At 63.7% G+C, this 20,093-nt stretch carries 18 protein-coding genes; 8 read left to right on the top strand and 10 right to left on the bottom strand.

The window, feature by feature from the left end:
* The first annotated feature begins 175 nt into the window (after positions 1–175).
* Positions 176–1,201, top strand: coding sequence for a hypothetical protein (locus tag CKO11_RS09640; protein ID WP_223637411.1), 1,026 nt, complete (start codon positions 176–178; stop codon positions 1,199–1,201).
* A gap of 60 nt (positions 1,202–1,261) precedes the next feature.
* Here CKO11_RS09640 and CKO11_RS09635 read toward each other — a convergent pair whose 3' ends face one another.
* From CKO11_RS09635 to CKO11_RS09615, 5 genes are all read right to left on the bottom strand, one after another.
* On the bottom strand, positions 1,262–2,950 hold the full coding sequence (locus tag CKO11_RS09635) for an SPOR domain-containing protein (RefSeq protein ID WP_223637409.1): 1,689 nt from the start codon (positions 2,948–2,950) through the stop codon (positions 1,262–1,264).
* A 77-nt stretch (positions 2,951–3,027) separates the two neighbouring features.
* A complete protein-coding gene (gene upp, locus CKO11_RS09630) occupies positions 3,028–3,660 on the bottom strand; it encodes a uracil phosphoribosyltransferase (protein WP_223637407.1) in 633 nt (210 codons plus the stop codon).
* Between the two features lie 12 nt (positions 3,661–3,672).
* A complete protein-coding gene (locus CKO11_RS09625) occupies positions 3,673–4,887 on the bottom strand; it encodes a phosphopentomutase (RefSeq protein WP_223637405.1) in 1,215 nt (404 codons plus the stop codon).
* Positions 4,884–6,206 (bottom strand): thymidine phosphorylase, encoded by a 1,323-nt coding sequence (locus tag CKO11_RS09620; protein ID WP_223637402.1) that lies wholly within the window; start codon positions 6,204–6,206, stop codon positions 4,884–4,886. Before CKO11_RS09620 ends, CKO11_RS09625 begins: the two co-directional genes overlap by 4 nt.
* Positions 6,206–6,598, bottom strand: coding sequence for a cytidine deaminase (locus tag CKO11_RS09615; RefSeq protein WP_223637400.1), 393 nt, complete (start codon positions 6,596–6,598; stop codon positions 6,206–6,208). Before CKO11_RS09615 ends, CKO11_RS09620 begins: the two co-directional genes overlap by 1 nt.
* Before the next feature lie 380 nt (positions 6,599–6,978).
* Here CKO11_RS09615 and CKO11_RS09610 point away from each other — a divergent pair, with 380 nt between their 5' ends.
* The 3 genes from CKO11_RS09610 to CKO11_RS09600 all read left to right on the top strand — a co-directional run bounded on the left by CKO11_RS09610 (position 6,979) and on the right by CKO11_RS09600 (position 11,920).
* Positions 6,979–8,871: a propionyl-CoA synthetase gene (locus tag CKO11_RS09610; RefSeq protein ID WP_223637398.1), complete on the top strand. Its 1,893-nt coding sequence runs from the start codon at positions 6,979–6,981 to the stop codon at positions 8,869–8,871.
* A gap of 216 nt (positions 8,872–9,087) precedes the next feature.
* Complete coding sequence (locus CKO11_RS09605) at positions 9,088–10,521, top strand: ATP-binding protein (RefSeq protein ID WP_223637396.1); 1,434 nt, start codon at positions 9,088–9,090, stop codon at positions 10,519–10,521.
* Positions 10,511–11,920 carry a sigma-54-dependent transcriptional regulator gene (locus CKO11_RS09600; protein ID WP_223637382.1) on the top strand — a complete coding sequence of 470 codons (1,410 nt, stop codon included), beginning with the start codon at positions 10,511–10,513 and terminating at the stop codon, positions 11,918–11,920. The genes CKO11_RS09605 and CKO11_RS09600 overlap by 11 nt, the downstream gene beginning before the upstream one ends.
* A gap of 22 nt (positions 11,921–11,942) precedes the next feature.
* Here CKO11_RS09600 and CKO11_RS09595 read toward each other — a convergent pair whose 3' ends face one another.
* Positions 11,943–12,704, bottom strand: coding sequence for an NAD kinase (locus CKO11_RS09595; RefSeq protein ID WP_223637379.1), 762 nt, complete (start codon positions 12,702–12,704; stop codon positions 11,943–11,945).
* Positions 12,705–12,886: 182 nt separating this feature from the next.
* Here CKO11_RS09595 and glyA point away from each other — a divergent pair, with 182 nt between their 5' ends.
* Positions 12,887–14,179 carry a serine hydroxymethyltransferase gene (gene glyA, locus CKO11_RS09590; protein ID WP_223637376.1) on the top strand — a complete coding sequence of 431 codons (1,293 nt, stop codon included), beginning with the start codon at positions 12,887–12,889 and terminating at the stop codon, positions 14,177–14,179.
* A 53-nt stretch (positions 14,180–14,232) separates the two neighbouring features.
* On the opposite strand, the gene CKO11_RS09585 is transcribed toward glyA, so the two are convergent.
* The gene (locus tag CKO11_RS09585; protein WP_223637373.1) at positions 14,233–14,589 is read right to left on the bottom strand and encodes a hypothetical protein; all 357 of its coding nucleotides are present in this window, start codon (positions 14,587–14,589) and stop codon (positions 14,233–14,235) included.
* A gap of 92 nt (positions 14,590–14,681) precedes the next feature.
* On the opposite strand from CKO11_RS09585, the gene CKO11_RS09580 reads away from it, so the two are divergent.
* The gene (locus CKO11_RS09580; protein WP_223637370.1) at positions 14,682–15,467 is read left to right on the top strand and encodes an alpha/beta fold hydrolase; all 786 of its coding nucleotides are present in this window, start codon (positions 14,682–14,684) and stop codon (positions 15,465–15,467) included.
* Here the strand turns inward: CKO11_RS09580 and CKO11_RS09575 are convergent.
* From CKO11_RS09575 to CKO11_RS09565, 3 genes are all read right to left on the bottom strand, one after another.
* Entirely contained in the window at positions 15,464–15,955 is a 492-nt protein-coding gene (locus CKO11_RS09575; protein ID WP_223637367.1) for a cytochrome b, read from the bottom strand. The genes CKO11_RS09580 and CKO11_RS09575 overlap by 4 nt on opposite strands.
* Before the next feature lie 189 nt (positions 15,956–16,144).
* On the bottom strand, positions 16,145–16,357 hold the full coding sequence (locus CKO11_RS09570; RefSeq protein WP_223637364.1) for a CTP synthetase: 213 nt from the start codon (positions 16,355–16,357) through the stop codon (positions 16,145–16,147).
* 110 nt (positions 16,358–16,467) lie between these two features.
* Positions 16,468–16,797: a hypothetical protein gene (locus tag CKO11_RS09565; RefSeq protein ID WP_223637361.1), complete on the bottom strand. Its 330-nt coding sequence runs from the start codon at positions 16,795–16,797 to the stop codon at positions 16,468–16,470.
* Between the two features lie 206 nt (positions 16,798–17,003).
* Between CKO11_RS09565 and CKO11_RS09560 the strand changes: the two genes are divergently transcribed.
* Entirely contained in the window at positions 17,004–18,134 is a 1,131-nt protein-coding gene (locus CKO11_RS09560; protein WP_223637358.1) for an efflux RND transporter periplasmic adaptor subunit, read from the top strand.
* Positions 18,135–18,144: 10 nt separating this feature from the next.
* The coding region (locus CKO11_RS09555; protein WP_223637342.1) for an efflux RND transporter permease subunit at positions 18,145–20,093 on the top strand (1,949 nt) is incomplete at its 3' end.

The raw sequence follows: 20,093 nt of genomic DNA, 5'->3' as shown, positions 1-20,093 counted from the left end.
TCCTATCGGCTTTGCCCTAGCCCGGTGCCGCAGCGCCGCGCGCGCCCGATAGCGACACCGAAAGCGACACGCCCCCCACACGGCTGGCCGCGCGCGCTGGCCTATCGCACGATTGACCCCGGGGCGGCATAAGCTATGCTTTGTGTTTAACGCGCAGCCAGACCCAACTTATTGCATGACCGCCCTGCCCCAATACGAACGGCTTGAAGCCCCCGGCCTGTGGCGCGAAACGCCGCAAGCGCAGCGGCGCGAGGTGATCGTGTCGTTCGGTGACACCTCTTTGGTGATTGCCGATGACCGGTCCGCGACGGCGCTAACGCATTGGTCGCTTGCGGCCTTGGTGCGGCGCAACCCCGGCGGGCGGCCTGCCGTTTTCGCCCCCTCCGAAGAGCCGGGCGAAGATCTTGAAATCGACGACGAGACGATGGTCGAGGCGATCGAAAAGGTGCAAGCCGCGCTTGAGGCGCGGCGTCCGCATCCGGGGCGGCTGCGCCGGATCGGCTGGATCAGCGCGGTCGCGGCCTTGGCCGTTGGCACGGTTATTTGGCTGCCCGGCGCGTTGATTGATCAGGCGGCGCGGGTGGTCCCCATGGCCAAGCGCGCCGATATCGGGCGAATGATGCTGGCTGATCTGGAGCGCAGCACCGGCGTTGCCTGCCACTCGACCGAAGGGGACAAGGCGCTTGAAATACTGGCCGAGCGGCTAGATGGCGTCGCCGAAATCGCGGTGCTGCCGCGCGCCTTGACCGGGGCTCGGATTTTGGCGGGCGGGGTCGTGGCCTTGGGGCAAGATACGCTGATCGGCCCCGATACGCCCGAGGTTGCCGCCGGGGCGATATTGACCGCCCAGTTCGCGCAGGCGGGCGAAATGCCGGTGCATGCGCTGTTGGACTGGGCGGGCGCGGGGGCGGCCTTTAGCCTACTGACCACCGGTGATCTGCCCGCACGCCAGATCGCGGGCTATGGCGCCGCGCTTCTGGCCACGCCCGTCGCCCCGCCCACAAAACAGGCAAAGATGGACCAGCTTCTGGCCGCGTTCAAAGCGGCAGGTGTGGCTTCTAGCCCCTATGCCTACGCGCTTGATCCGACTGGCGAAACGGTTCTGGGCCTGATCGAAGCGGACCCGTTTCGCGGTGCCCCAGCGCCGCAGCCTGTGCTGGCCGATGCCGAATGGCTGGCGCTGAAAGACATCTGCTTGTAACGCAAAAGGCGGCCCGTCGGGCCGCCCATGTCACGTGTCGGGTTCTGACCGAGACGCGGCTCAGCGCAAGATAACATCGGAAAAGCCCGCCGCGCGCACCTGCCCCAACAGGGCACGCGCATCGGCAAATGGCCCGGCAAACACAATCGTCCAGCCGCGCGAGGTGGTGGAGCTGGCCACCGGCAACCCGGCCTGCTCCAGCCGCGCTTTCACCGCCGTCGCATTTCCGGCCACAGCAAAGGTGCCAACTTGCACAAAGCGCGGCGCCGCAGAGGGGGAAGCCTTGGCCGGTCGTGGCGCAGGACTGGCGGCCGCAATACGCGTTTTCGCCGGGGGGGCCGATTTCGTGGACAGCCGCGCTTGCGTTTCGGGCTCGGGCGGCACGATCAACAAACGCGCCGGGGTCTTATCCGTCACCAACCGCGCGGGCACCTGATTGGTCCAGATCATGCCTTGCTGGGCATCGCCCCGCACTGTGCGCGGCCCCCTGAACGGGTTCAGCCGCCCATCGTGAAACGCGGGCTTATAGCCGGTTGCCCTGCTTTTCGATGCGACAATCACCGGTGCCAAGGTGGTGTGGCCCGAGGCGCTGCGCACCGTCACGGCCTCCGGGGTCTGCGGGGCCGACGCGGCATAGCCCGTGCCCCCCACCAGCGGCGCGGTGGCGGGCACCGCCCCAGTCACATCACGCACGCCGTAGCCTGTGCCCCCAACCAACGGGGCAGAAACGGTCGCACCGGCAACGGCGGTTGCGGCATAGCCCGTGCCGCCCACAAGCGGGGCGGGCGCCGTTGCAGCGCCGCGGGTCACGGCCCCCGACACATAGGGCGACACATAGCCCGAACGGGGGGCAGTGCCGACCACGAGCCCGGGCACCGACGCCTGATTGATAAAGGCGGCGGGGTTTTCCACCTGCGTGCCGCACCGCACAACGCTGCGCCCATCCGAAAGCGTATAGCGTTGCGCCGCGCCGGTTCCCGGCGGACAGGCGGTGCCGGTGGCGGCAACGGTTTCGCTTGCCACGATCACCGCCGGGGCCGTTCGCGCCGCCCCCCCCGGCAGGGGCACCGTGTTGTGATATTTGACCGTCGTCGCACCATTGGCCCCGGACACATAGGGCGAAACATAGCCCGCGCGCGTGGCCTTTGGCGCGGGTGGGGCAGGTTTCGCGGCAGGCGCGGGCGCGGTTTGAGCAACGCGCCCGATACGCGGCGGGGTCTGCGTTTCGGCAATCGTCGCCATCGGGCGCCCGGCAAAGGGCGTGCGTTCAAAGGGCGAGGGCGCGCGGCGCGCCGCGACGGCGGGCGCTGGCGCTGCGGCAGCGGGCTGCGCCGCCGGTCTCGGCGCGGCGGGCTTCCCAGCGGGGGCGGCCACGGCGGCTGGCGCGGGTTTCGCAGCCGGTGCCGGTTTCGCGGCCGCGGCGGGGTCCGAGGCTGGTGCAGGCTTGGCGTCGGGCGCCGGTTCCGGCGCGACCCGGGCCACATCCAAGACCGGTTCGCCATTTTGGAAGGTGGGCTTATAGCCGCAAAGCTGCTTTTTGTTGCGCCCGACGCGCGGCACCCAGTTCACCGTGCCGCCATAGCCCGCGCGCACGAACACGCAGCCCGCGCTATCGACATATTGCCGCCCCTTATACGAACTGGGCGGCACTTCCATCGGGCCGTTGATGCGCAATTCGGCAAAAGCCGCTGTTGCGCCCGAAACGGCGGCAAGAGCTGTCGCCGCCAGAACCATACCATACCGCCGCATTGTCATCCCCGATGATCTTTTCGGAAAAATGCAGCAGGATTGTACCTGAGTAAAGGAAAAAGCGGACGCGAATCGGCTTATTTGGTGCCGAACATCCGATCACCCGCATCCCCTAGTCCCGGCACGATATAGCCGTGATCGTTGAGATGATCGTCGATCGAGGCCGTCACGATCGGCACATCGGGGTGCGCCTCGCGCATCCGCGCCACCCCTTCGGGCGCCGCCAAAAGGCACAAAAAGCGGATATTCTTGGCGCCTTGATCCTTCATCAACTGCACCGCCGCGGCCGAGGAATTGCCCGTGGCCAGCATCGGATCGACCACGATCACGGTGCGGTCTTCCAACTCAGACGGCACTTTGCAGTAATATTGCACCGGTTGCAGCGTCTCCGGGTCTCGGTAAAGCCCCACAAAACCCACCCGCGCCGCCGGGATCAGTTCCAAGATGCCATCCAGCAACCCGTTGCCCGCGCGCAGGATCGAAATAAGTGCAAGCTTCTTCCCCTCAAGGATCGGGGCCTCCATCTCGCACAGCGGCGTGTCGATGCGTTTGGTGGTCAGATCCAGCCCGCGCGTGACCTCATAGGCCAAAAGCAAGCTGATCTCGCGTAGCAACTGCCGGAACGAGGCGGTCGAGGTATCCTTCGCGCGCATCAGGGTCAGCTTGTGCTGCACCAAAGGGTGATCGACGACGGTGACCTGTTCATCCATATGTCTGTCCTCTTAGAGAAAGCTTTTGCCCGGGCCTTGCGCGGGCACGCCCAGATGCGCGGCAACCGAAGCGCCGATATCGGCGTACCCCACCTGCCCCACGGCCCGCAAGCCGATCCCGCAGCCTAAAACCGGCACACGCTCCCGCGTGTGGTCTGTGCCGCGCCATGTCGGGTCATTGCCATGATCGGCGGTGAAAAGCGCCAGATCGCCCGGGCGCAACTTCGGCAGAAAGCGTGCCAGCGCCGCATCGAACTCTTCAAGTGCACGCGCATAGCCCGCCACATCGCGCCGGTGGCCATAAAGGCTGTCGAATTCGACGAAATTGGCAAAGGTCAGGCTGCCCGGTTCCGCCGTATCGCCAAGGGCGATCAGATGCGCCATCAGATCGGCATCGTTCTTGCCCTTGTGCAGATGCGTGACACCGCGATGGGAAAAGATATCACCAATCTTGCCGATGGCATGGGTCACGCGCCCCGCATCTTGCACCCAATCCAACAGCGTCGGCGCAGGCGGCTCAATGGCGAAATCGCGCCGGTTCGGTGTGCGGGTAAAGGCGCCGGGGGCGCCGATGAACGGCCGCGCAATGACCCGGCCAACCTTCATCTGGTGCAAACGGGGCGCAATCGCGCGGCACAGTTCCAGCAAACGGTCGAGGCCGAATGCCTCTTCATGCGCGGCGATCTGGAAAACGCTGTCGGCAGACGTATAGCAAATCGGCCAGCCCGTGCGCAGATGCTCGGCCCCCAACCGCTCGATGATCGCGGTGCCGGGGGCGTGACAATTGCCCAAAATCCCCGTGGTGCCCGCCGCTTGCGCCACGAAATCGACCAGATCGGGGGGGAAGCTGTTTTCCACCTCTTTGAAATAGTGCCAGTCCCATGGCACCGGCACACCGGCCAGTTCCCAATGGCCCGAGGGCGTATCCTTACCGCGCGAGACTTCGCTTGCCGCGCCCCACAGCCCTTGCGGCACCGCACCAAGGCCGGACAGCGTGGCCCCCGATGCCAGCTCCACCGCCGCCGAAAGACCTAAGGCGTCCAGATGCGGCAACTTTAATGGGCCCGCGCGCCCCGCGTCAGCGCGCCCTTCGGCGCAAGCCTGCGCGATATGGGCCAGCGTATTGGCCCCGGTATCGGGCACCCCGTCATTGAAAAAGGCGTCTGCATCCGGCGCGCCGCCAATTCCCACCGAATCCATCACAATCAAAAAGGCGCGCGGGCTCATGCCAAATCCTCCGGCCCAAGGCGCGCATGAAGCAAGGGCGGCTCTTCGGGAGCATCCTCCGAAATCTCATAGGCGGCTTGCACGGCGGCAATTGCACGTTCCGCCCGGTCGGCATTCGGGGCATGGACAAGGCACAAGACCTCGCCCGGGCCCAATTCCTCGCCAATCATCGCCAGTCCGCTGAGCCCGACAGAGGGGTTGATCCGGTCGCCTGCCACCAAACGCCCGCCACCCAGCCGCACCACGGTTTCGCCCAGCGCGCGGCCATTGACCTTGGCAACATAGCCCCGGCGCGGCGCGGGTACCGGCAAGATCACCGAAGCCGCAGGCAACCTGTCCGGAAAGCGTTCGACAAAATCGAACGGCCCGCCCAGCGCCGCCACCATGCGGCCAAAGCATTCCGCCGCGCGACCCGATTCAATCGCCGCATCGATCTGTTCGGCCCCGTCATCTAGATTGGCCGCCTTGCCCGCCAACGTCAGCACCTCGCCCCCCAAGGCCGAGGTCACATCCCACAACGCCTCGTTCACCGAGGAACCGGTGAGCGTTTCCATCACCTCCAGCACCTCAAGCGCATTGCCCGCCGAATGGCCAAGGCTTTGATCCATATCGGTCATCAAGGCCGCAGTTTTGCACCCCGCCTCATTGGCGGTGCGCACAAGGCTTTGGGCCAGCGCCTGCGCCTCTTCAAGCGTGGCCATGAAGGCCCCAGAGCCCACTTTTACATCCAGCACTAGCGCCTCCAGCCCGGCGGCCAGCTTTTTCGACAGGATCGAGGCGGTGATCAGATCAAGGCTTTCCACGGTGCCCGAAATATCGCGAATACTATAAAGACGCCGATCCGCCGGGGCGATTTCTTCCGTGGCGCCAACGATGGCGCAGCCCACATCGGCCACCACCTTTTGCAGCACCGCCGTGCCCGGCAGCGCCTTGTAACCGGGGATCGATTCCATTTTGTCGAGCGTGCCGCCGGTATGGCCCAGCCCGCGCCCCGAGATCATCGGCACATAAACCCCGCAAGCGGCCAGCGCCGGGGCTAGCAACAACGAGACGGAATCGCCAATGCCGCCGGTGGAATGTTTATCGACCACGGGCCCGGGCAGATCCCAGCGCAATTGCTGGCCGGATCGGCGCATCGCTTCGGTCAGTGCGACACGTCCTTCATCGCTCAAGCCACGGCACAACACCGCCATGGCAAAAGCCCCCGCCTGCGCATCCGAAACGGTGCCATCGGCCAAGCCGCGCGCAAACCAGACCGCGGCCTCGGGCGTCAGCTCCTGCCCGTCACGCACCGCCATGATGATGGAGCGAGCCTCCATCAGCTTTTGTCCATATGGCTGGCCTCGAACCGGCCCGGCAACAAGGCGCCGACGGTTGTCTCCAGTCGCTCGCCCGCGGTCGTGGCCAGCACCACCGGCACATCGCCGCGGCCAAATTCAGCAAGCTTTTGCCGACACCCGCCACAAGGCGGCACCGGGCTGGGGCTGTCGGCGATCACGGCAACCTCGGTCAGTTCGGTTTCCCCTGCCGCGACCATCGCGGCAATGGCTCCCGCTTCGGCGCAGGTGCCCTCGGGGTAGGCCACATTCTCGACATTGACCCCGCGATAAACCGTGCCAGAGGCCCCGCGCACCGCTGCGCCCACTTTGAATTTGGAATAGGGGGCATAGGCATTTTCGCGCACCGCGCGCGCGGCATCGAGCAGGGACATCGGGCAACCTCCGGCCTTAAAATGTCTGCCGATCCTGCGCCGGGGCGCGGGGCGGCGCAAGGGGGCCAGACACGACCAGATCGGCCCCCGTAGCCGCGCGTACCAGATTGGCTAGAGCAAGCCCCCCGGGGGGGGGCGACTCGCCTCCTGCGCGAACCTGTCCCTCAAGCGTGGCAAAGAGCTGCAAAGTCGGCAAACTTTGCAAAGTCTAAAAAATCATGCACATCTGTAAATATTTTAACCCGGTTTGCAAAAGTTTGCGGGCGAAAATCGGGCCAGTTCTGCAAATTTTCGTGTGCTCCCTGCACCTGCGGCGGTAACAATCTTGCAGAAATCTTTCCGTTTGCATAACAAGCTTACAAACGTGGAGGAGGGATACCATGGGATACAATGAGGTTTACGGTGCTTGGAAAGCCGATCCGGAAGCATTCTGGATGGAGGCCGCGAAGGGAATCGATTGGGACGAAGCGCCCTCGAAAGCCTTTTTCCAGCAAGGTCCGGCCGGGGAATGGTTCGCCGATGCAAAGGTGAACACCTGCTGGAACGCCGTTGACCGTCATGTTGAAGCGGGCCGCGGCGACCAAATCGCGATTATGCATGAAAGCCCGATCACCCATTCGACCAAGGGCATCACCTATAAAGAACTGCAAGAGCGCGTCGCCAGCCTTGCGGGCGCGCTACGCATGCGCGGCGTCGAAAAGGGCGACCGCGTCATTATCTATATGCCGATGATCCCCGAGGCACTGGAAGCGATGCTGGCCTGTGCCCGGATCGGCGCGATCCACTCGGTCGTGTTCGGCGGCTTTGCGGCGCATGAGCTTGCGGTGCGGATCGACGATTGCACGCCCAAGGCGATCATCGCGGCCTCTTGCGGGCTCGAACCGAACCGCGTCGTGCATTACAAACCGCTTCTGGATGATGCGATCGACCAAGCCAAGCACAAGCCGGAATTCTGCGTTATTTTCCAGCGCGAGCAAGAGGTGGCGAAGCTGGTCGACGGCCGCGACTTCAGCTGGCACGGCTTCCAATATGGCGTGAAACCGGCCGAATGTGTGCCGGTGGACGGCAACCACCCCGCCTATATCCTTTACACCTCGGGCACGACCGGCCAGCCCAAGGGCGTGATCCGCGCGACCGCCGGGCATCTGGTGGCGCTGCACTGGTCGATGAAGGCGATCTACAATATCGATCCGGGGGATCGGTTCTGGGCCGCTTCGGACGTGGGCTGGGTCGTGGGGCACAGCTATATTTGCTATGGGCCGCTGCTGGCGGGCGCCACCACTGTGGTGTTTGAGGGCAAACCGGTGGGCACCCCGCATGCGGGCGTGTTCTGGCGGATCATCCAAAACCACCGCATCAAGAGCTTCTTCACCGCACCGACCGCGCTGCGCGCGATCCGCCGCGAAGACCCCGATGGGGAATTCATCAAGCGCTACAAGCTGCATGAAATGCAGGCGTTGTTCCTCGCGGGCGAGCGGGCCGACCCCGATACCGTCAAATGGGCCCAAGACCACCTTGGCGTGCCGGTGATCGATCACTGGTGGCAAACCGAAACCGGCTGGGCGATTGCAGGCAACCCGCTGGGCATCGAATTGATGCCAGTCAAGATGGGCTCGCCGACCAAACCGATGCCGGGCTATGACGTGCAAATTCTGGACGAAGGGGGCCATCCGGTGCCGCCCAATACCTTGGGCGCGATCGCAATCAAACTGCCGCTGCCGCCGGGCACCTTGCCCACCCTTTGGAACGCCGAAGAACGCTTCAAGAAAAGCTATCTGGAGCATTTCCCGGGCTATTACGAAACCGGCGACGCGGGCTATCTGGATGAAGATGGCTATGTCTACATCATGTCGCGCACCGATGACGTGATCAACGTTGCGGGCCACCGCTTGTCCACCGGCGCGATGGAAGAGGTGATCGCCTCGCACCCGGATGTGGCGGAATGCGCGGTGATCGGTGTTTCGGACCCGCTCAAGGGGCAATTGCCGATGGGCTTCCTGTGCCTGTCGAAAGGCTGCACCAAATCGCAAGCCGAAGTGATCAAGGAATGCGTCACCCTTGTGCGCGACCAGATCGGCCCGGTTGCGGCCTTCAAACTGGCCGTCGTGGTGGATCGCCTGCCCAAGACCCGCTCGGGCAAAATCCTGCGCGGCACGATGGTCAAAATCGCCGACGGCGAAGACTTCAAAATGCCTGCCACCATCGATGATCCGGCGATTCTCGACGAGATCGCCATGGTGCTGAAATCGGCAGGCTTCCCGGCCGCCGCTTAAGGCCACCCAATCGCGTCATGCGGGCGAAGTCCGATAGGGCTTCGCCCGTTGTCCCGTGCCGCGCCCTTTCGTCACCCTGACCAAAGGAGCACTTGATCTTCGTCACAGTTGTCCCAATGATCCGACCGGGGCAACTTGATGAATAAAATCTTACCTGATTCCGGACTCAAAGGCGGCAGTGTCGAGCCGCCGGAAAAAGCGCGACTGGGTCGAGTCATGCTTTTGGGTCACGATCTGCGTGCCGCTGTCTCTGATATTTTGGGTGGATTGCGGCTTTTAAGCGATGCCGAGCTGCCCCCCGCCACCCGCTTGCAACTGGAACGGATGCGCGCGGCGGGCGAGGATATGGCGCGGCTGATCGAAGAAGGTCTGGAGATCGTCACCGACCAGACGGTGGGCCCTTTGCGCCAGACCGTGCAACTGACCCGGCTTGTCTATGATATCGAGATGCGCTGGAGCGGGCGCGCGCAGGAAAAGGGGCTGCGGTTTCATGTCGCGATCGCCCCCGACGTGCCCATGGTGGTGCGGCTGGACCGGATCGCGCTGGAACGGGTCTTGTCGAACCTGCTGTCCAATGCCGTGAAATATACCGACCGCGGCACCGTGCGGCTGATGCTGGACATCGAGGCGGATCGGCTGCGGATCGCCGTGCTCGATGATGGGCCGGGCTTTCCCGAAGCGCTCAGCAAACGGCTCTTTGCCCCGGGCTGGCGCGGCGAGACCAGCAAGGCGGGCAATGGGCTTGGTCTTTTCATCTCGCGCGATATGGCGCAACGCCTGGATGGCCGGATCGAGATCACCAATCGTGCCGAAGGCGGTGCCTGCGTGGCGCTGTCGCTACCGGTGCAGGGGCTGCTCCCCCCCGAGGTCGCCCCTGGCCAAGCCCTGCCAGACCTTGGCCGCATGCGCGTGCTTGTGGCCGAAGATTCCGCGCTGAGCCAAGCGGTTATAAGCCATATGCTCTCGAGTATGGGGGCGCATTGCGACACCGCCACCGATGGGATCGCCGCGCTCCAATTGCTGGAAAACGGCAGCTACGATCTGGCGGTGATCGACGTGGAAATGCCACGCCTGACGGGGATCGAACTGGTCCGGACCCTACGCACCAGCGGCGGGCGCCATGCCCAGATTCCGGTGGTGGCCTGCACCGCCTATGTGCTGCGCGCCAATCGCGATGCGATTTTCGCGGCGGGCGCGGATGCGATTGTCTCGAAGCCTTTGGCGACGATTGACCCTTTGGCAGAGGCCATCGCGCAGGCGCTCGACCGCACCAGCAAGACGTTGCCGTTGCTTGATGAAGACACGTTCGAGGCCTTGCTACAGATCACCGGCCCCGAGGGCCGGCGCATGCTGTTGGAACGGGTGATCGACGATCTGCACCGGGTCGAACGCGGGCTGGTCGCGGGCCTGTCGGAGCGCAACCTGAAAACGATCCGCGCCGATGCGCATGTGCTGATCTCGGTGGCGGGGTCGGTCGGGGCCGCGCCCTTGCGCGCCTTGGCCGAAGACTTGATCGATGCGGCACGCGACGCCGATGACGCCGCGATTGAACTGATCGGCAAGACGGTCCTGGCCCAGACCGACCGATTGATTGCCCATGCAACCCAACGCCTGATGCACAGCGTGGAAGATCTCCAAGATGACGCTTGAGACGCCCTCCTTGACCGATGCGCAAACCGCGCCCGAGGCGGAGCCGCAAACGCCGCAGGTCGATATCTTGATCGTCGAGGATACCGCCTCGATGCGCACGATCTACGAATCGCATATGCGCCGCGCTGGCTATCGCACGCTCTCTACCGGCACGGCGGGCGAAGGGCTTGAACTGTTTCGCTCCCACGCGGTGGGCGTGGTGTTGCTGGATCTGATGCTGCCCGACCGCGACGGGCTCGATCTGCTGGTCGATATGCTGGAATTGCGGCCCGAAACGTCGGTCGTGGTGGTCGCGGCGGAACGCTCCACCGACCGCACAGTGACGGCGATCCGGCGCGGCGCGTTGGATTATCTGGTCAAACCGGTCAGCGAGACCCGGCTGATGGAAGCGGTCGAGGCCGCACGGCGTGCCACCAGCTTGGCCTATCCGCCCCATTCGGCCCAAGCACGCCTGCCGGTGGGCGATTTTCTGGGCCGCTCAGCCCCGATGCGCGACGCCTATGACCGCATACGCGCCTGCGCGCGTTCGATGGCGCCGGTTTGCATCTGGGGCGAAAATGGCACCGGCAAGGAAATGGCCGCGCAGGCGATCCACCGTCTCTCAGATCGCGCCCAAGGGCCTTTCATCACGCTCGACTGCGGGGCCCTTGCCGCCGAACGGTTTGAATCCGATGTCTTCGGGCACCGCCGGGGCGCCTTTGCCGGGGCGGTCAATGACCGGCTGGGGGCGGCGGAACTGGCCGATGGTGGCACGCTCTTTTTAGACGAGATCTGCGATTTGCCCATCGCCTTGCAACCTAAGCTGCTACGCCTGCTGCACACCGGCTTGGTGCATCCCATCGGCGCCGAGGCGGCGCGCCGGGTGAACCTGCGCATTCTGGCCGCGACAAGCGAGCCCCCCGATGAGGCGATGCGCGCCGGGCGGCTGCGCGCCGATCTTTACTACCGGCTGATGGTGGTCCCTTTGCACATGCCGCCGCTGCGCGACCGGCCCGAGGATATTGCGCTGCTGGCCGATACCTTCCTGCGCCGGTTCTCTGCGTTGGAGGGGCGCGCCTTTCGCGATATCGCCCCCGAGACGATGGCGCTGTTACAGACCTATGACTGGCCCGGCAATGTGCGCGAATTGTCCAACCTGATCCGCGCGGTCACCGTTTTGCATGACGGCCCGCAGCTAACCTCCGATATGCTGCCCGAGACATTGCGCGGCACGGCGCAAAGTGCAACAGGTCCGCGGACCGGCCCCTCTTTCGACGGGATGACACTTGCCGAAGTGGAACGCGCGGCGATCGAAACCGCGCTCGGGCGCCATGATGGCGTGGTGCAACGGGCCGCCGCCGATCTGGGCGTTGCACCTTCGACGCTCTATCGCAAGCTAGATAGTTGGCGGCAGGATTAACCCTGCCCGTCAAACCCGCCCCTCAGGCGAATTGTTCGCGCATCAGCCGCTCTTCCAGCCCGTGGCCGGGATTGAACAAAATGCGATGCGTCACCTTGGGTTCGGATCGCACCTCGACCCACAGCACCGGCTTGACCGAACGACTGTCAGCATCGGCCATCACCGGGCGTTTTTCCGGCTCCAGCACGTCAAACCGCACCAGCGCAGACGAAGGCAGGATCGCCCCTTGCCAGCGGCGCGGGCGAAACGGCGCGATGCCGGTCAGCGCCAGCACATCCGAGCCAATCGGCAGGATCGGCCCTTGCGCCGAATAGTTATAGGCGGTCGATCCCGCTGGGGTGGAGATGATCGCGCCATCGGAAATCAGCTCTGGCATCCGCACCCGCCCATTCACCGAAATGCGCAGTTTTGCGGCTTGCGGACCTGCGCGCAGAAGCGAGACCTCGTTGATCGCAAGGGCCGTGTGCAATGTGCCATCGGCGGTTTCGGTGCGCATCGCCAGTGGGTTAATCTCGGCCACTTCGGCGGCCGCGAGCCGTTCGGGCAGGTTTTCAGCCGCATAATCGTTCATCAAAAAACCGACCGAGCCGCGGTTCATGCCATAGACCGGCAACCCGCGATCCGCGTGCAGGCATTGCAGCATGAACCCATCGCCGCCCAGCGCCACGATCACATCCGCCTGTTCCGCCGACGCTTGCCCGTAAAGGCCGATCAGTTCCGCACAGGCCTCTTGCGCGCTATCCGCCGAGGAGGCCGCGAAATGGATATGATTGGGCCGGTTCATACCCGCCTCCGTCTGGCATCGCGCTTTGCCCCAGATGTGGCAAGCCGGGGCGGGAAACACAAGGCCGATCGGGCGCAAGCCGGTTTTGCGACGCGCCAAATTGCCCTTAAGTCGCTTTGAGCGCTTTCAGGGGCAGAATTTCTGCGATAAACCACGCACAACATTCCCAGCAGGAGATGCCCATGACCGCCCAACGCGACGCCGGCTTCTTTACCGAGAGCCTTTCCTCCCGTGACCCCGACCTGTTCGGCGCGATCCGCAACGAGCTTGGCCGCCAGCGCGACGAGATCGAATTGATCGCCTCGGAAAACATCGTCTCGGCCGCCGTGATGGAAGCGCAAGGCTCGGTGATGACGAACAAATACGCCGAGGGCTATCCGGCGAAGCGCTACTATGGCGGCTGCCAGTATGTAGACGTTGCCGAACAACTGGCGATCGAGCGTGCCTGCGCCCTTTTCGATTGCGAATTCGCCAATGTGCAGCCCAACTCGGGCAGCCAAGCGAACCAAGGCGTATTCACCGCGCTGATCAAGCCCGGCGATACGATCTTGGGGATGAACCTTGCCTCGGGCGGTCACCTGACCCATGGCGCGGCGCCCAACCAATCGGGCAAATGGTTCAACGCGGTGCAATATGGCGTGCGCGAAGACGACAACCTGATCGACTATGATCAAGTCGCGGCGCTGGCCAAAGAGCATCAGCCGAAACTGATCATCGCCGGTGGCTCGGCCATTCCGCGCCAGATCGACTTCGCCAAATTCCGCGAAATCGCCGACAGCGTCGGGGCCTATCTGATGGTCGATATGGCGCACTTTGCCGGGCTTGTGGCGGGCGGCGCCCATCCTTCGCCCTTCCCGCATGCCGATGTGGCGACCACCACGACCCACAAAACCCTGCGCGGTCCGCGCGGCGGCATGATCCTGACCAATAACCCCGAGATTGCCAAGAAAGTGAATTCGGCGATCTTCCCGGGCATTCAGGGCGGTCCGCTGATGCATGTGATCGCGGCGAAAGCCGTGGCCTTCGGCGAGGCGCTGCGTCCCGAATTCAAGGTCTACGCCAAGCAGGTGATCGCCAATGCGCAAGCGCTGGCCGATGAACTGGTCAAAGGCGGTCTGGCCATTGTGACCGGCGGCACCGACACCCATGTGATGCTGGTCGATCTGCGCCCCAAAGGCGTGAAGGGCAATGCAACCGACAAAGCACTGGGCCGCGCCCATATCACCTGCAACAAGAACGGTATCCCGTTCGACCCGGAAAAGCCCACCGTGACCTCGGGCATTCGCTTGGGGACGCCTGCGGGCACCACCCGCGGCTTTGGCGAGGAAGAGTTCCGCCAGATCGCGCGAATGATCATCAAGGTGGTCGATGGCCTTGCCGCCAATGGCGAAGAAGGCAATGAGGCGGTCGAGGCCGAAGTGCGTGCCGAAGTGGCCGAGCTTTGCGCCAAGTTCCCGCTTTATCCGAACCTGTGATCTGGTGAAAACCGATGCGAAGGCCCCCCAAGCGGGGGCCTTTTGCTTTGGGGTTACAGCACGAAGGCGAACCCGATCCCGCCCATGACGACCAGCCCCAAGACCACGGTGGTCACCACCTCGACGAAACGCCGGCCCAGCCGCATCGGCGCGCCCAAAGGCTCCAGATACTGCACGCAGGTCTGGTAAGACCGGGTCAGCCCATCGTGGTCAAGCTGACGGACCAGCTTGGGGGCCCCCAGTTTCGCCTCGGCGTCGGCAAGGCTGCGCGCCGCCTGGCGCACTTTGCGCGGCAATGTGCGGTGGCGGCTCGCGATCCGATCCGAAAGCGTATGCCCCCGCGCCCCCAGGCGTTCCGCCAAGAGCTGCGAGACGCGCCCGCACATACGCTGAACTTCACTTGGATCCATCGAACTCCCCTAAGCGCGCGAGACTACGCCCGCCCCTTCTTTCGCGCAACGGCGCTCTGGTCGCACCCCGCGCGTTGCGCTAAATGTCGCTAATGCTGACCGTCACCGCCCATGGCCCCGACACCGCCCTGCCGCCGCTTGTGATTGCCCCCGGCCTGTTTGGCTCGGGTCGCAACTGGGGGGTGATTGCAAAGAACCTCAGCAAAGAACGGCGTGTGCTGGCGCTTGATTTGCGCAACCACGGCGACAGTTTTTGGGATGAAAGCCACACCTATCCCGATATGGCCGCCGATATCGCGCAGGTGATCGAGGCCGAGGGGCGCGCCTGCGATATGCTGGGCCATTCGATGGGGGGCAAGGCCGCGATGATGCTGGCGCTGACCCATCCCGGCCTTGTGGACCGTCTGGTGGTGGCGGATATAGCGCCCATCGCCTATAGCCATGGCGCAACCCATGAAGGCCTGATTGACGCCATGCAGGGGCTGAAGATCGATGATCTGACCAGCCGGACCGAGGCCGACCGGCGGCTTGCTGAAACCGTGCGCGACAAGGGCACCCGCGCCTTTTTGCTGCAATCGCTGGAGCTGCGCGACGGGCCCGTGCGCTGGAAGCTGAACCTTGCCGCGCTCAAGGCCAATCTGCCCGCCATCCTTGGCTGGCCCGATCTGCCCGCTGAGGCGCAGCCCTTTGCCGGGCCAAGCCTGTTTTTGTCGGGCGCGCTGTCGAACTATTTGCAGGCCGAAGCGCATGAAAAAATCCGCGCGCTGTTCCCGCACGCGGATTTTCAGGTGATCGAGGGCGCGGGCCATTGGCTGCATGCCGAACGCCCGCGGCAGGTGGAGGCCGCGATTGCGGCCTTCCTTGCGCGACAGCTTTAGTCAGCGGCCTTCATCATCCGCGCAATCACGCCGGTCTTTTCGACGAATTGCTGTTTCACCGCACCGGCGACGTGGATCAGGATCAAAAGCGCCAGCACAAGGGCCAGCGCGCCATGCACACCGGCGGCAAATCCGACGCCGCCGAACCGGGCCATACCGCCGCTGACGACCATCAAAATCAGCACCAGATACATCGTATGCTGCACGCTGGCGGCGATTTTCGTCATCATCGGGTTCGCGGTCGGCACCGGGGCCGGCGCCCCACGCGAGAAACGCAACACCATGCGCCAGATCACAATCACGAGGATCGCGACACCGGTGATGATGTGCAGCGGCGCGGCGGCATTAAAGGCGATCGGCTCTGCGTTTTGCGCGGCATGGAACGCGGCACCGATGGCATCATTGAAAAGAAATTGCGGAATGATCAGCACGGCGACGATCCAGTGCAGGGCGATCTGGGCGCGGCTGTATCCTTGCGGAGCGGACATGGAATCCTCCTCAGAGTGCATGAAAGAAACGCGGGGCAGGAAAGGCTTGCATAGCCCTTCCTGCCCCGCAAGCGGATAGATCAGCGCAGCCCCGGTTCCCTTCCCATCCCCGAAACGCGCATGATCTTTCCGATCAGGTTATGATCTTGCCCAACGCAAGGGCCCAAAATCAGCAGGATATCACGCGGATTAGGCGTTTTCCTTGATCTGCTTTGCAACGACCCATGCAATCGGCAGCGCGACGATGAACCCGATCGCGGCGGCATAGATCATGGCCTTGGTGTTGATCATATTCATGGTCAGCGCAGCAGTGATGAGGATGCCGGCCAGCGTGGGCCCGGCAAGGGCATAAATAATGCCAAAAAGGCGTGTCATGAGATCCTCCGAAGCAGCGCGTTTCATGTAAATCTCAATCACCTTTTCTTGGCGCAAGAATTGATCTGCGTCATATTGCGATACTTGCGCGCCTTGCCCCGTATGTGGCGCGATGTCGCATCGCGCACCGCCATGGCTTAGCAATCAAGCCGGAACCGCGCCTCGCCGGTATCGCCGGGCAAAGAAGGGGAGCGCCACAGCCCGCGCGCCGGGCCCGCGACCCGGCAGCCCGAGGCGATTTCCGCCGCCTGCACCATCTGCGCCGGAATTGGGTCACGCGCGGCGCGGGGCAGATAGCCCAACCGCACCACCTCGGCATGGCCGTCCTTGACGAACACCGTAAACCGCTGGCCTGAAAACGAGATATCATGGCGGGCAGCGCCAAAGAACACCGGCGCAGGGGACGCATCGCAGCCCGCCAGCATCGCGATCGTCACCAAAAGCAACATGGCCACAGCCAAAGGCATCGCGGCTCTCCACTCATAAACACAACACAAGCAACACCGTTATCTTGCGCGCGGATGGTTAATGACGGGTTAAGCAGCGCCATCTGGGGCCGATGCCTTGCCTTTCGCGCCGCGCGCCCACATGTTGCGCACCATGATTGCCTGCCGTCTTGCGACGGGCCTTTTTCGGCGCGCCCTGCCCGACCGACATCCTATCGGAGCCATCCATGATAAAACGCCTGCTTATCGCCTTTGTCGCCCTTGTCATCGTTGCGGGTGGGATCATCGGCTACAATCTGTTCGTCGGGCAGATGATTGCCTCGATCTTCGCCAATATGAAATCGCCGCCGGTGCCGGTCTCGGTCAGCACGGTCAAGACCGGAAGCTGGGAACCGGGGATCGAGGCGATCGGCACCGCCTCGGCTGTGCGCGGCACCGATCTTGCGGTCGAAGCCGCGGGGATCGTGCGCGAAATCCGCTTTGCCGCGAATGACGTGGTGAAAAAAGGGCAGATTCTGGTGCAGATCGACGACCGGCAAGAGCGGGCCGATCTCGACTCGGCCAAGGCAGCACTGGATCTGGCAGAAACCGCGCTGCGCCGCGCCCGCGAATTGCGCGACAAGGGGGTATCGGCGGTTTCGACACTTGATGCTGCCGAGGCGACGGCGATTGAAGCCCGCGCCACCGTGGCAAAGATCGAAGCGGCGCTCTCCACCAAGCAACTGACCGCACCGTTTGATGGCACGATCGGGATTCCGCAAATTGAAACCGGCGCCTTTGTTGCCGCGGGCACCACCTATGCCACGCTGCAAGACCGCTCGCGCATGCGGGTGGATTTCGCGCTGACCGAACAACAGGCCGCGCAAGTGCAACCGGGAATGGCCGTCAGCCTGACATCGGAATCCGAAGGCGTCACCGTGCGCGGCACGATCTCGGGGATTGAGCCGAAGATCGACCCGAATTCACGGCTTGTGACGATGCGCGCAGAAGTGTCCGAAGCAGAGGCCAAGGCCCTGACCCCGGGGCAATTTTTGCACGTGCGCGTCGCGCTGCCGGTCGAAGAAGATATCATCGCGCTGCCGCAGACCATCGTCACATCCAGCCTTTATGGCGACAGTGTCTTTGTGGTGCGCGACGTGCCCGCCACCAAGGACGACGAGGCCAAGCTGCAAGCCAAGCAAGTCTTTGTGAAAGTGGGCCGCCACGCCGGGGACCGGGTCGAAATCCTGTCTGGCCTTGAGGTCGGCGACAGGGTGGTGAATGCCGGGCAAAACCGGCTGACCTCGGGCGCGACGGTGATCATCGATCAATCGCAAAGCCTTGACGCTGTGGCCGACGCGCCCGCAGCGGCCAATTAAGGGGGCGGGGATGCATTTTTCCGAAATCTTCATCCGCCGCCCCGTCTTGTCGACGGTGCTGGCCGCCTTCATGCTGCTGCTCGGCATTCAGGCGTTTTTCAACCTGCCGGTGCGGCAGTACCCAAAGGTGGATGAAACGGTTGTCACGATCACCACCACCTATCCCGGGGCCGCGCCCGAACTGATCCAAGGTTTCATCACCGCGCCGATCTCGGCTGCGGTGGCGACGACCGAGGGGATCGATTATGTCACCTCGTCCTCGATGCCCTCGATCTCGCAGGTGTCGGTGAACATGAAGCTGGGCTCGGACCCCGATACCGCGCTGACCGAAGTGCTGGCGAAAGTGCAGCAGGTGCGGGGCGAGTTGCCCTCGGATGCGGAAGACCCGGTGATCGTAAAGGGCGACGGGCGCACCTTCGCGCTAATGTATCTGGCGGTTTTGAACCCCAATATGACGCCCGAACAACTGACCGAATATCTGGAACGGGTGATCCGGCCGCGCATGTCCACCATTGAGGGCGTGGCGGAAATCGAGGTGATTGGGGCCTCGAATTACGCGATGCGGGTCTGGCTTGACCCGCTGAAGCTGGCCGCGCGCAATGTGACCGCAGCCGAAGTTCTGGCCGCCATTCGCGCCTCGAACTTCCTTGCCGCTCCGGGCAAAACGGAAAACGAATATGTCACCCAATCGATCACGCTGAAATCTACACTGCAAACCCCCGAGGCTTTTGGCGCACTGCCAATCCGCGCCGATGGCAACGAAGTGGTGCGGCTGCGCGATCTGGCCACGGTGGAACTGGCTTCGGATGACAGCGGCGAGATTGTGACCTTTGATGGCGCCCGCGGCACCTTCATCGGCATTTCGCCCACCCCGTCGGCGAACCCGCTCGACACCGCCGCCGCCGTGCGCGCGGAACTGCCCAAGATTGCCGAGACCCTGCCCGAGGGCATGACGATCGAACTGGTCTATGACACGACCGAGCAAATCTCGGCCTCGATTGTCGAAGTGTTCAAAACGATCGCCGAGGCGGTGGCCATCGTGGTCGTGGTGATCTTGCTGTTCCTTGGCTCGATCCGCTCGGTTTTGATGCCGATCATCACCATCCCACTATCGCTGATTGGGGTGATGGCGGTGCTTTTGGCGCTTGGCTATTCGATCAACCTGCTGACGCTTTTGGCAATGGTTCTGGCGATTGGGCTGGTGGTGGATGACGCGATCGTGGTGGTCGAAAACATTCACCGCCATATGGAAGAAGAGGGGATGAAGGCGATCCCCGCCGCCGTGCAAAGCATGAAGGAAATCTCCGGCGCGGTCGTTGCCATGACGATCACTTTGGCCGCGGTGCTTGCCCCCTTGGCCTTCACCGGGGGGCTGACCGGTTCGCTTTTCACCGAATTTGCCTTCACGCTGGCGGGATCGGTGATCTTGTCGGGGATCATCGCGCTGACAATCACCCCCACCATGTCGGGCCGGGTGCTGAAAGAGGGGCATGCTACCGGCTTTGCCGCCTTTGTCGACCGAACCTTTGAACGTTTTGCGGGCTGGTATGAGCGGCGCGTGTCTGGTTCGCTGGATTACCGGCCCGTTACGCTGATGATCGTGGTCGTTCTGGTGGGAACCATGGGGTTCATGTTCCCGCGTACCCAGACCGAGCTTGCCCCCGAAGAGGATCAGGGCGCGGTGATCGCCATGGTGCAAGCGCCGCGGTATGCGACCTCGGATTACACCGCGCATTACATCGATGCGCTCAGCGAACAGACCAGCCAGATCCCCGAGGTGAAAACCGCCTTTTCCATCGCCGGCTTTGGCGGCTCCGACAGCATGGGGATTGCGATCTGGGCGCTGGAAGACTGGGCCGACCGCGACCGCAGCCAAAAAGAAGTCCAAGCCGATGTGCAGGCGGGCATTGATGCCTCGACTGGGTTGCAAGGCTTTGCCTTTGCCCCGCCCACCCTGCC

The organism is Rhodobacter sp. TJ_12 (assembly GCF_020023995.1).
Taxonomy (GTDB): Bacteria; Pseudomonadota; Alphaproteobacteria; order Rhodobacterales; family Rhodobacteraceae; genus Rhodobacter.
This window is presented reverse-complemented; position numbering and strand designations above follow the sequence as displayed.

Coding starts and splice junctions, on each gene's coding strand:
- upp (WP_223637407.1), bottom strand. CDS start 3,660: ATGGATGAACAGGTCACCGTCGTCGATCACCCTTTGGTGCAGCACAAG.
- CKO11_RS09585 (WP_223637373.1), bottom strand. CDS start 14,589: ATGGATCCAAGTGAAGTTCAGCGTATGTGCGGGCGCGTCTCGCAGCTC.
- glyA (WP_223637376.1), top strand. CDS start 12,887: ATGACCGCCCAACGCGACGCCGGCTTCTTTACCGAGAGCCTTTCCTCC.
- CKO11_RS09570 (WP_223637364.1), bottom strand. CDS start 16,357: ATGAAACGCGCTGCTTCGGAGGATCTCATGACACGCCTTTTTGGCATT.
- CKO11_RS09565 (WP_223637361.1), bottom strand. CDS start 16,797: ATGCCTTTGGCTGTGGCCATGTTGCTTTTGGTGACGATCGCGATGCTG.
- CKO11_RS09575 (WP_223637367.1), bottom strand. CDS start 15,955: ATGTCCGCTCCGCAAGGATACAGCCGCGCCCAGATCGCCCTGCACTGG.
- CKO11_RS09620 (WP_223637402.1), bottom strand. CDS start 6,206: ATGGAGGCTCGCTCCATCATCATGGCGGTGCGTGACGGGCAGGAGCTG.
- CKO11_RS09615 (WP_223637400.1), bottom strand. CDS start 6,598: ATGTCCCTGCTCGATGCCGCGCGCGCGGTGCGCGAAAATGCCTATGCC.
- CKO11_RS09580 (WP_223637370.1), top strand. CDS start 14,682: ATGCTGACCGTCACCGCCCATGGCCCCGACACCGCCCTGCCGCCGCTT.
- CKO11_RS09635 (WP_223637409.1), bottom strand. CDS start 2,950: ATGCGGCGGTATGGTATGGTTCTGGCGGCGACAGCTCTTGCCGCCGTT.
- CKO11_RS09595 (WP_223637379.1), bottom strand. CDS start 12,704: ATGAACCGGCCCAATCATATCCATTTCGCGGCCTCCTCGGCGGATAGC.
- CKO11_RS09605 (WP_223637396.1), top strand. CDS start 9,088: ATGCTTTTGGGTCACGATCTGCGTGCCGCTGTCTCTGATATTTTGGGT.
- CKO11_RS09560 (WP_223637358.1), top strand. CDS start 17,004: ATGATAAAACGCCTGCTTATCGCCTTTGTCGCCCTTGTCATCGTTGCG.
- CKO11_RS09625 (WP_223637405.1), bottom strand. CDS start 4,887: ATGAGCCCGCGCGCCTTTTTGATTGTGATGGATTCGGTGGGAATTGGC.
- CKO11_RS09640 (WP_223637411.1), top strand. CDS start 176: ATGACCGCCCTGCCCCAATACGAACGGCTTGAAGCCCCCGGCCTGTGG.
- CKO11_RS09610 (WP_223637398.1), top strand. CDS start 6,979: ATGGGATACAATGAGGTTTACGGTGCTTGGAAAGCCGATCCGGAAGCA.
- CKO11_RS09600 (WP_223637382.1), top strand. CDS start 10,511: ATGACGCTTGAGACGCCCTCCTTGACCGATGCGCAAACCGCGCCCGAG.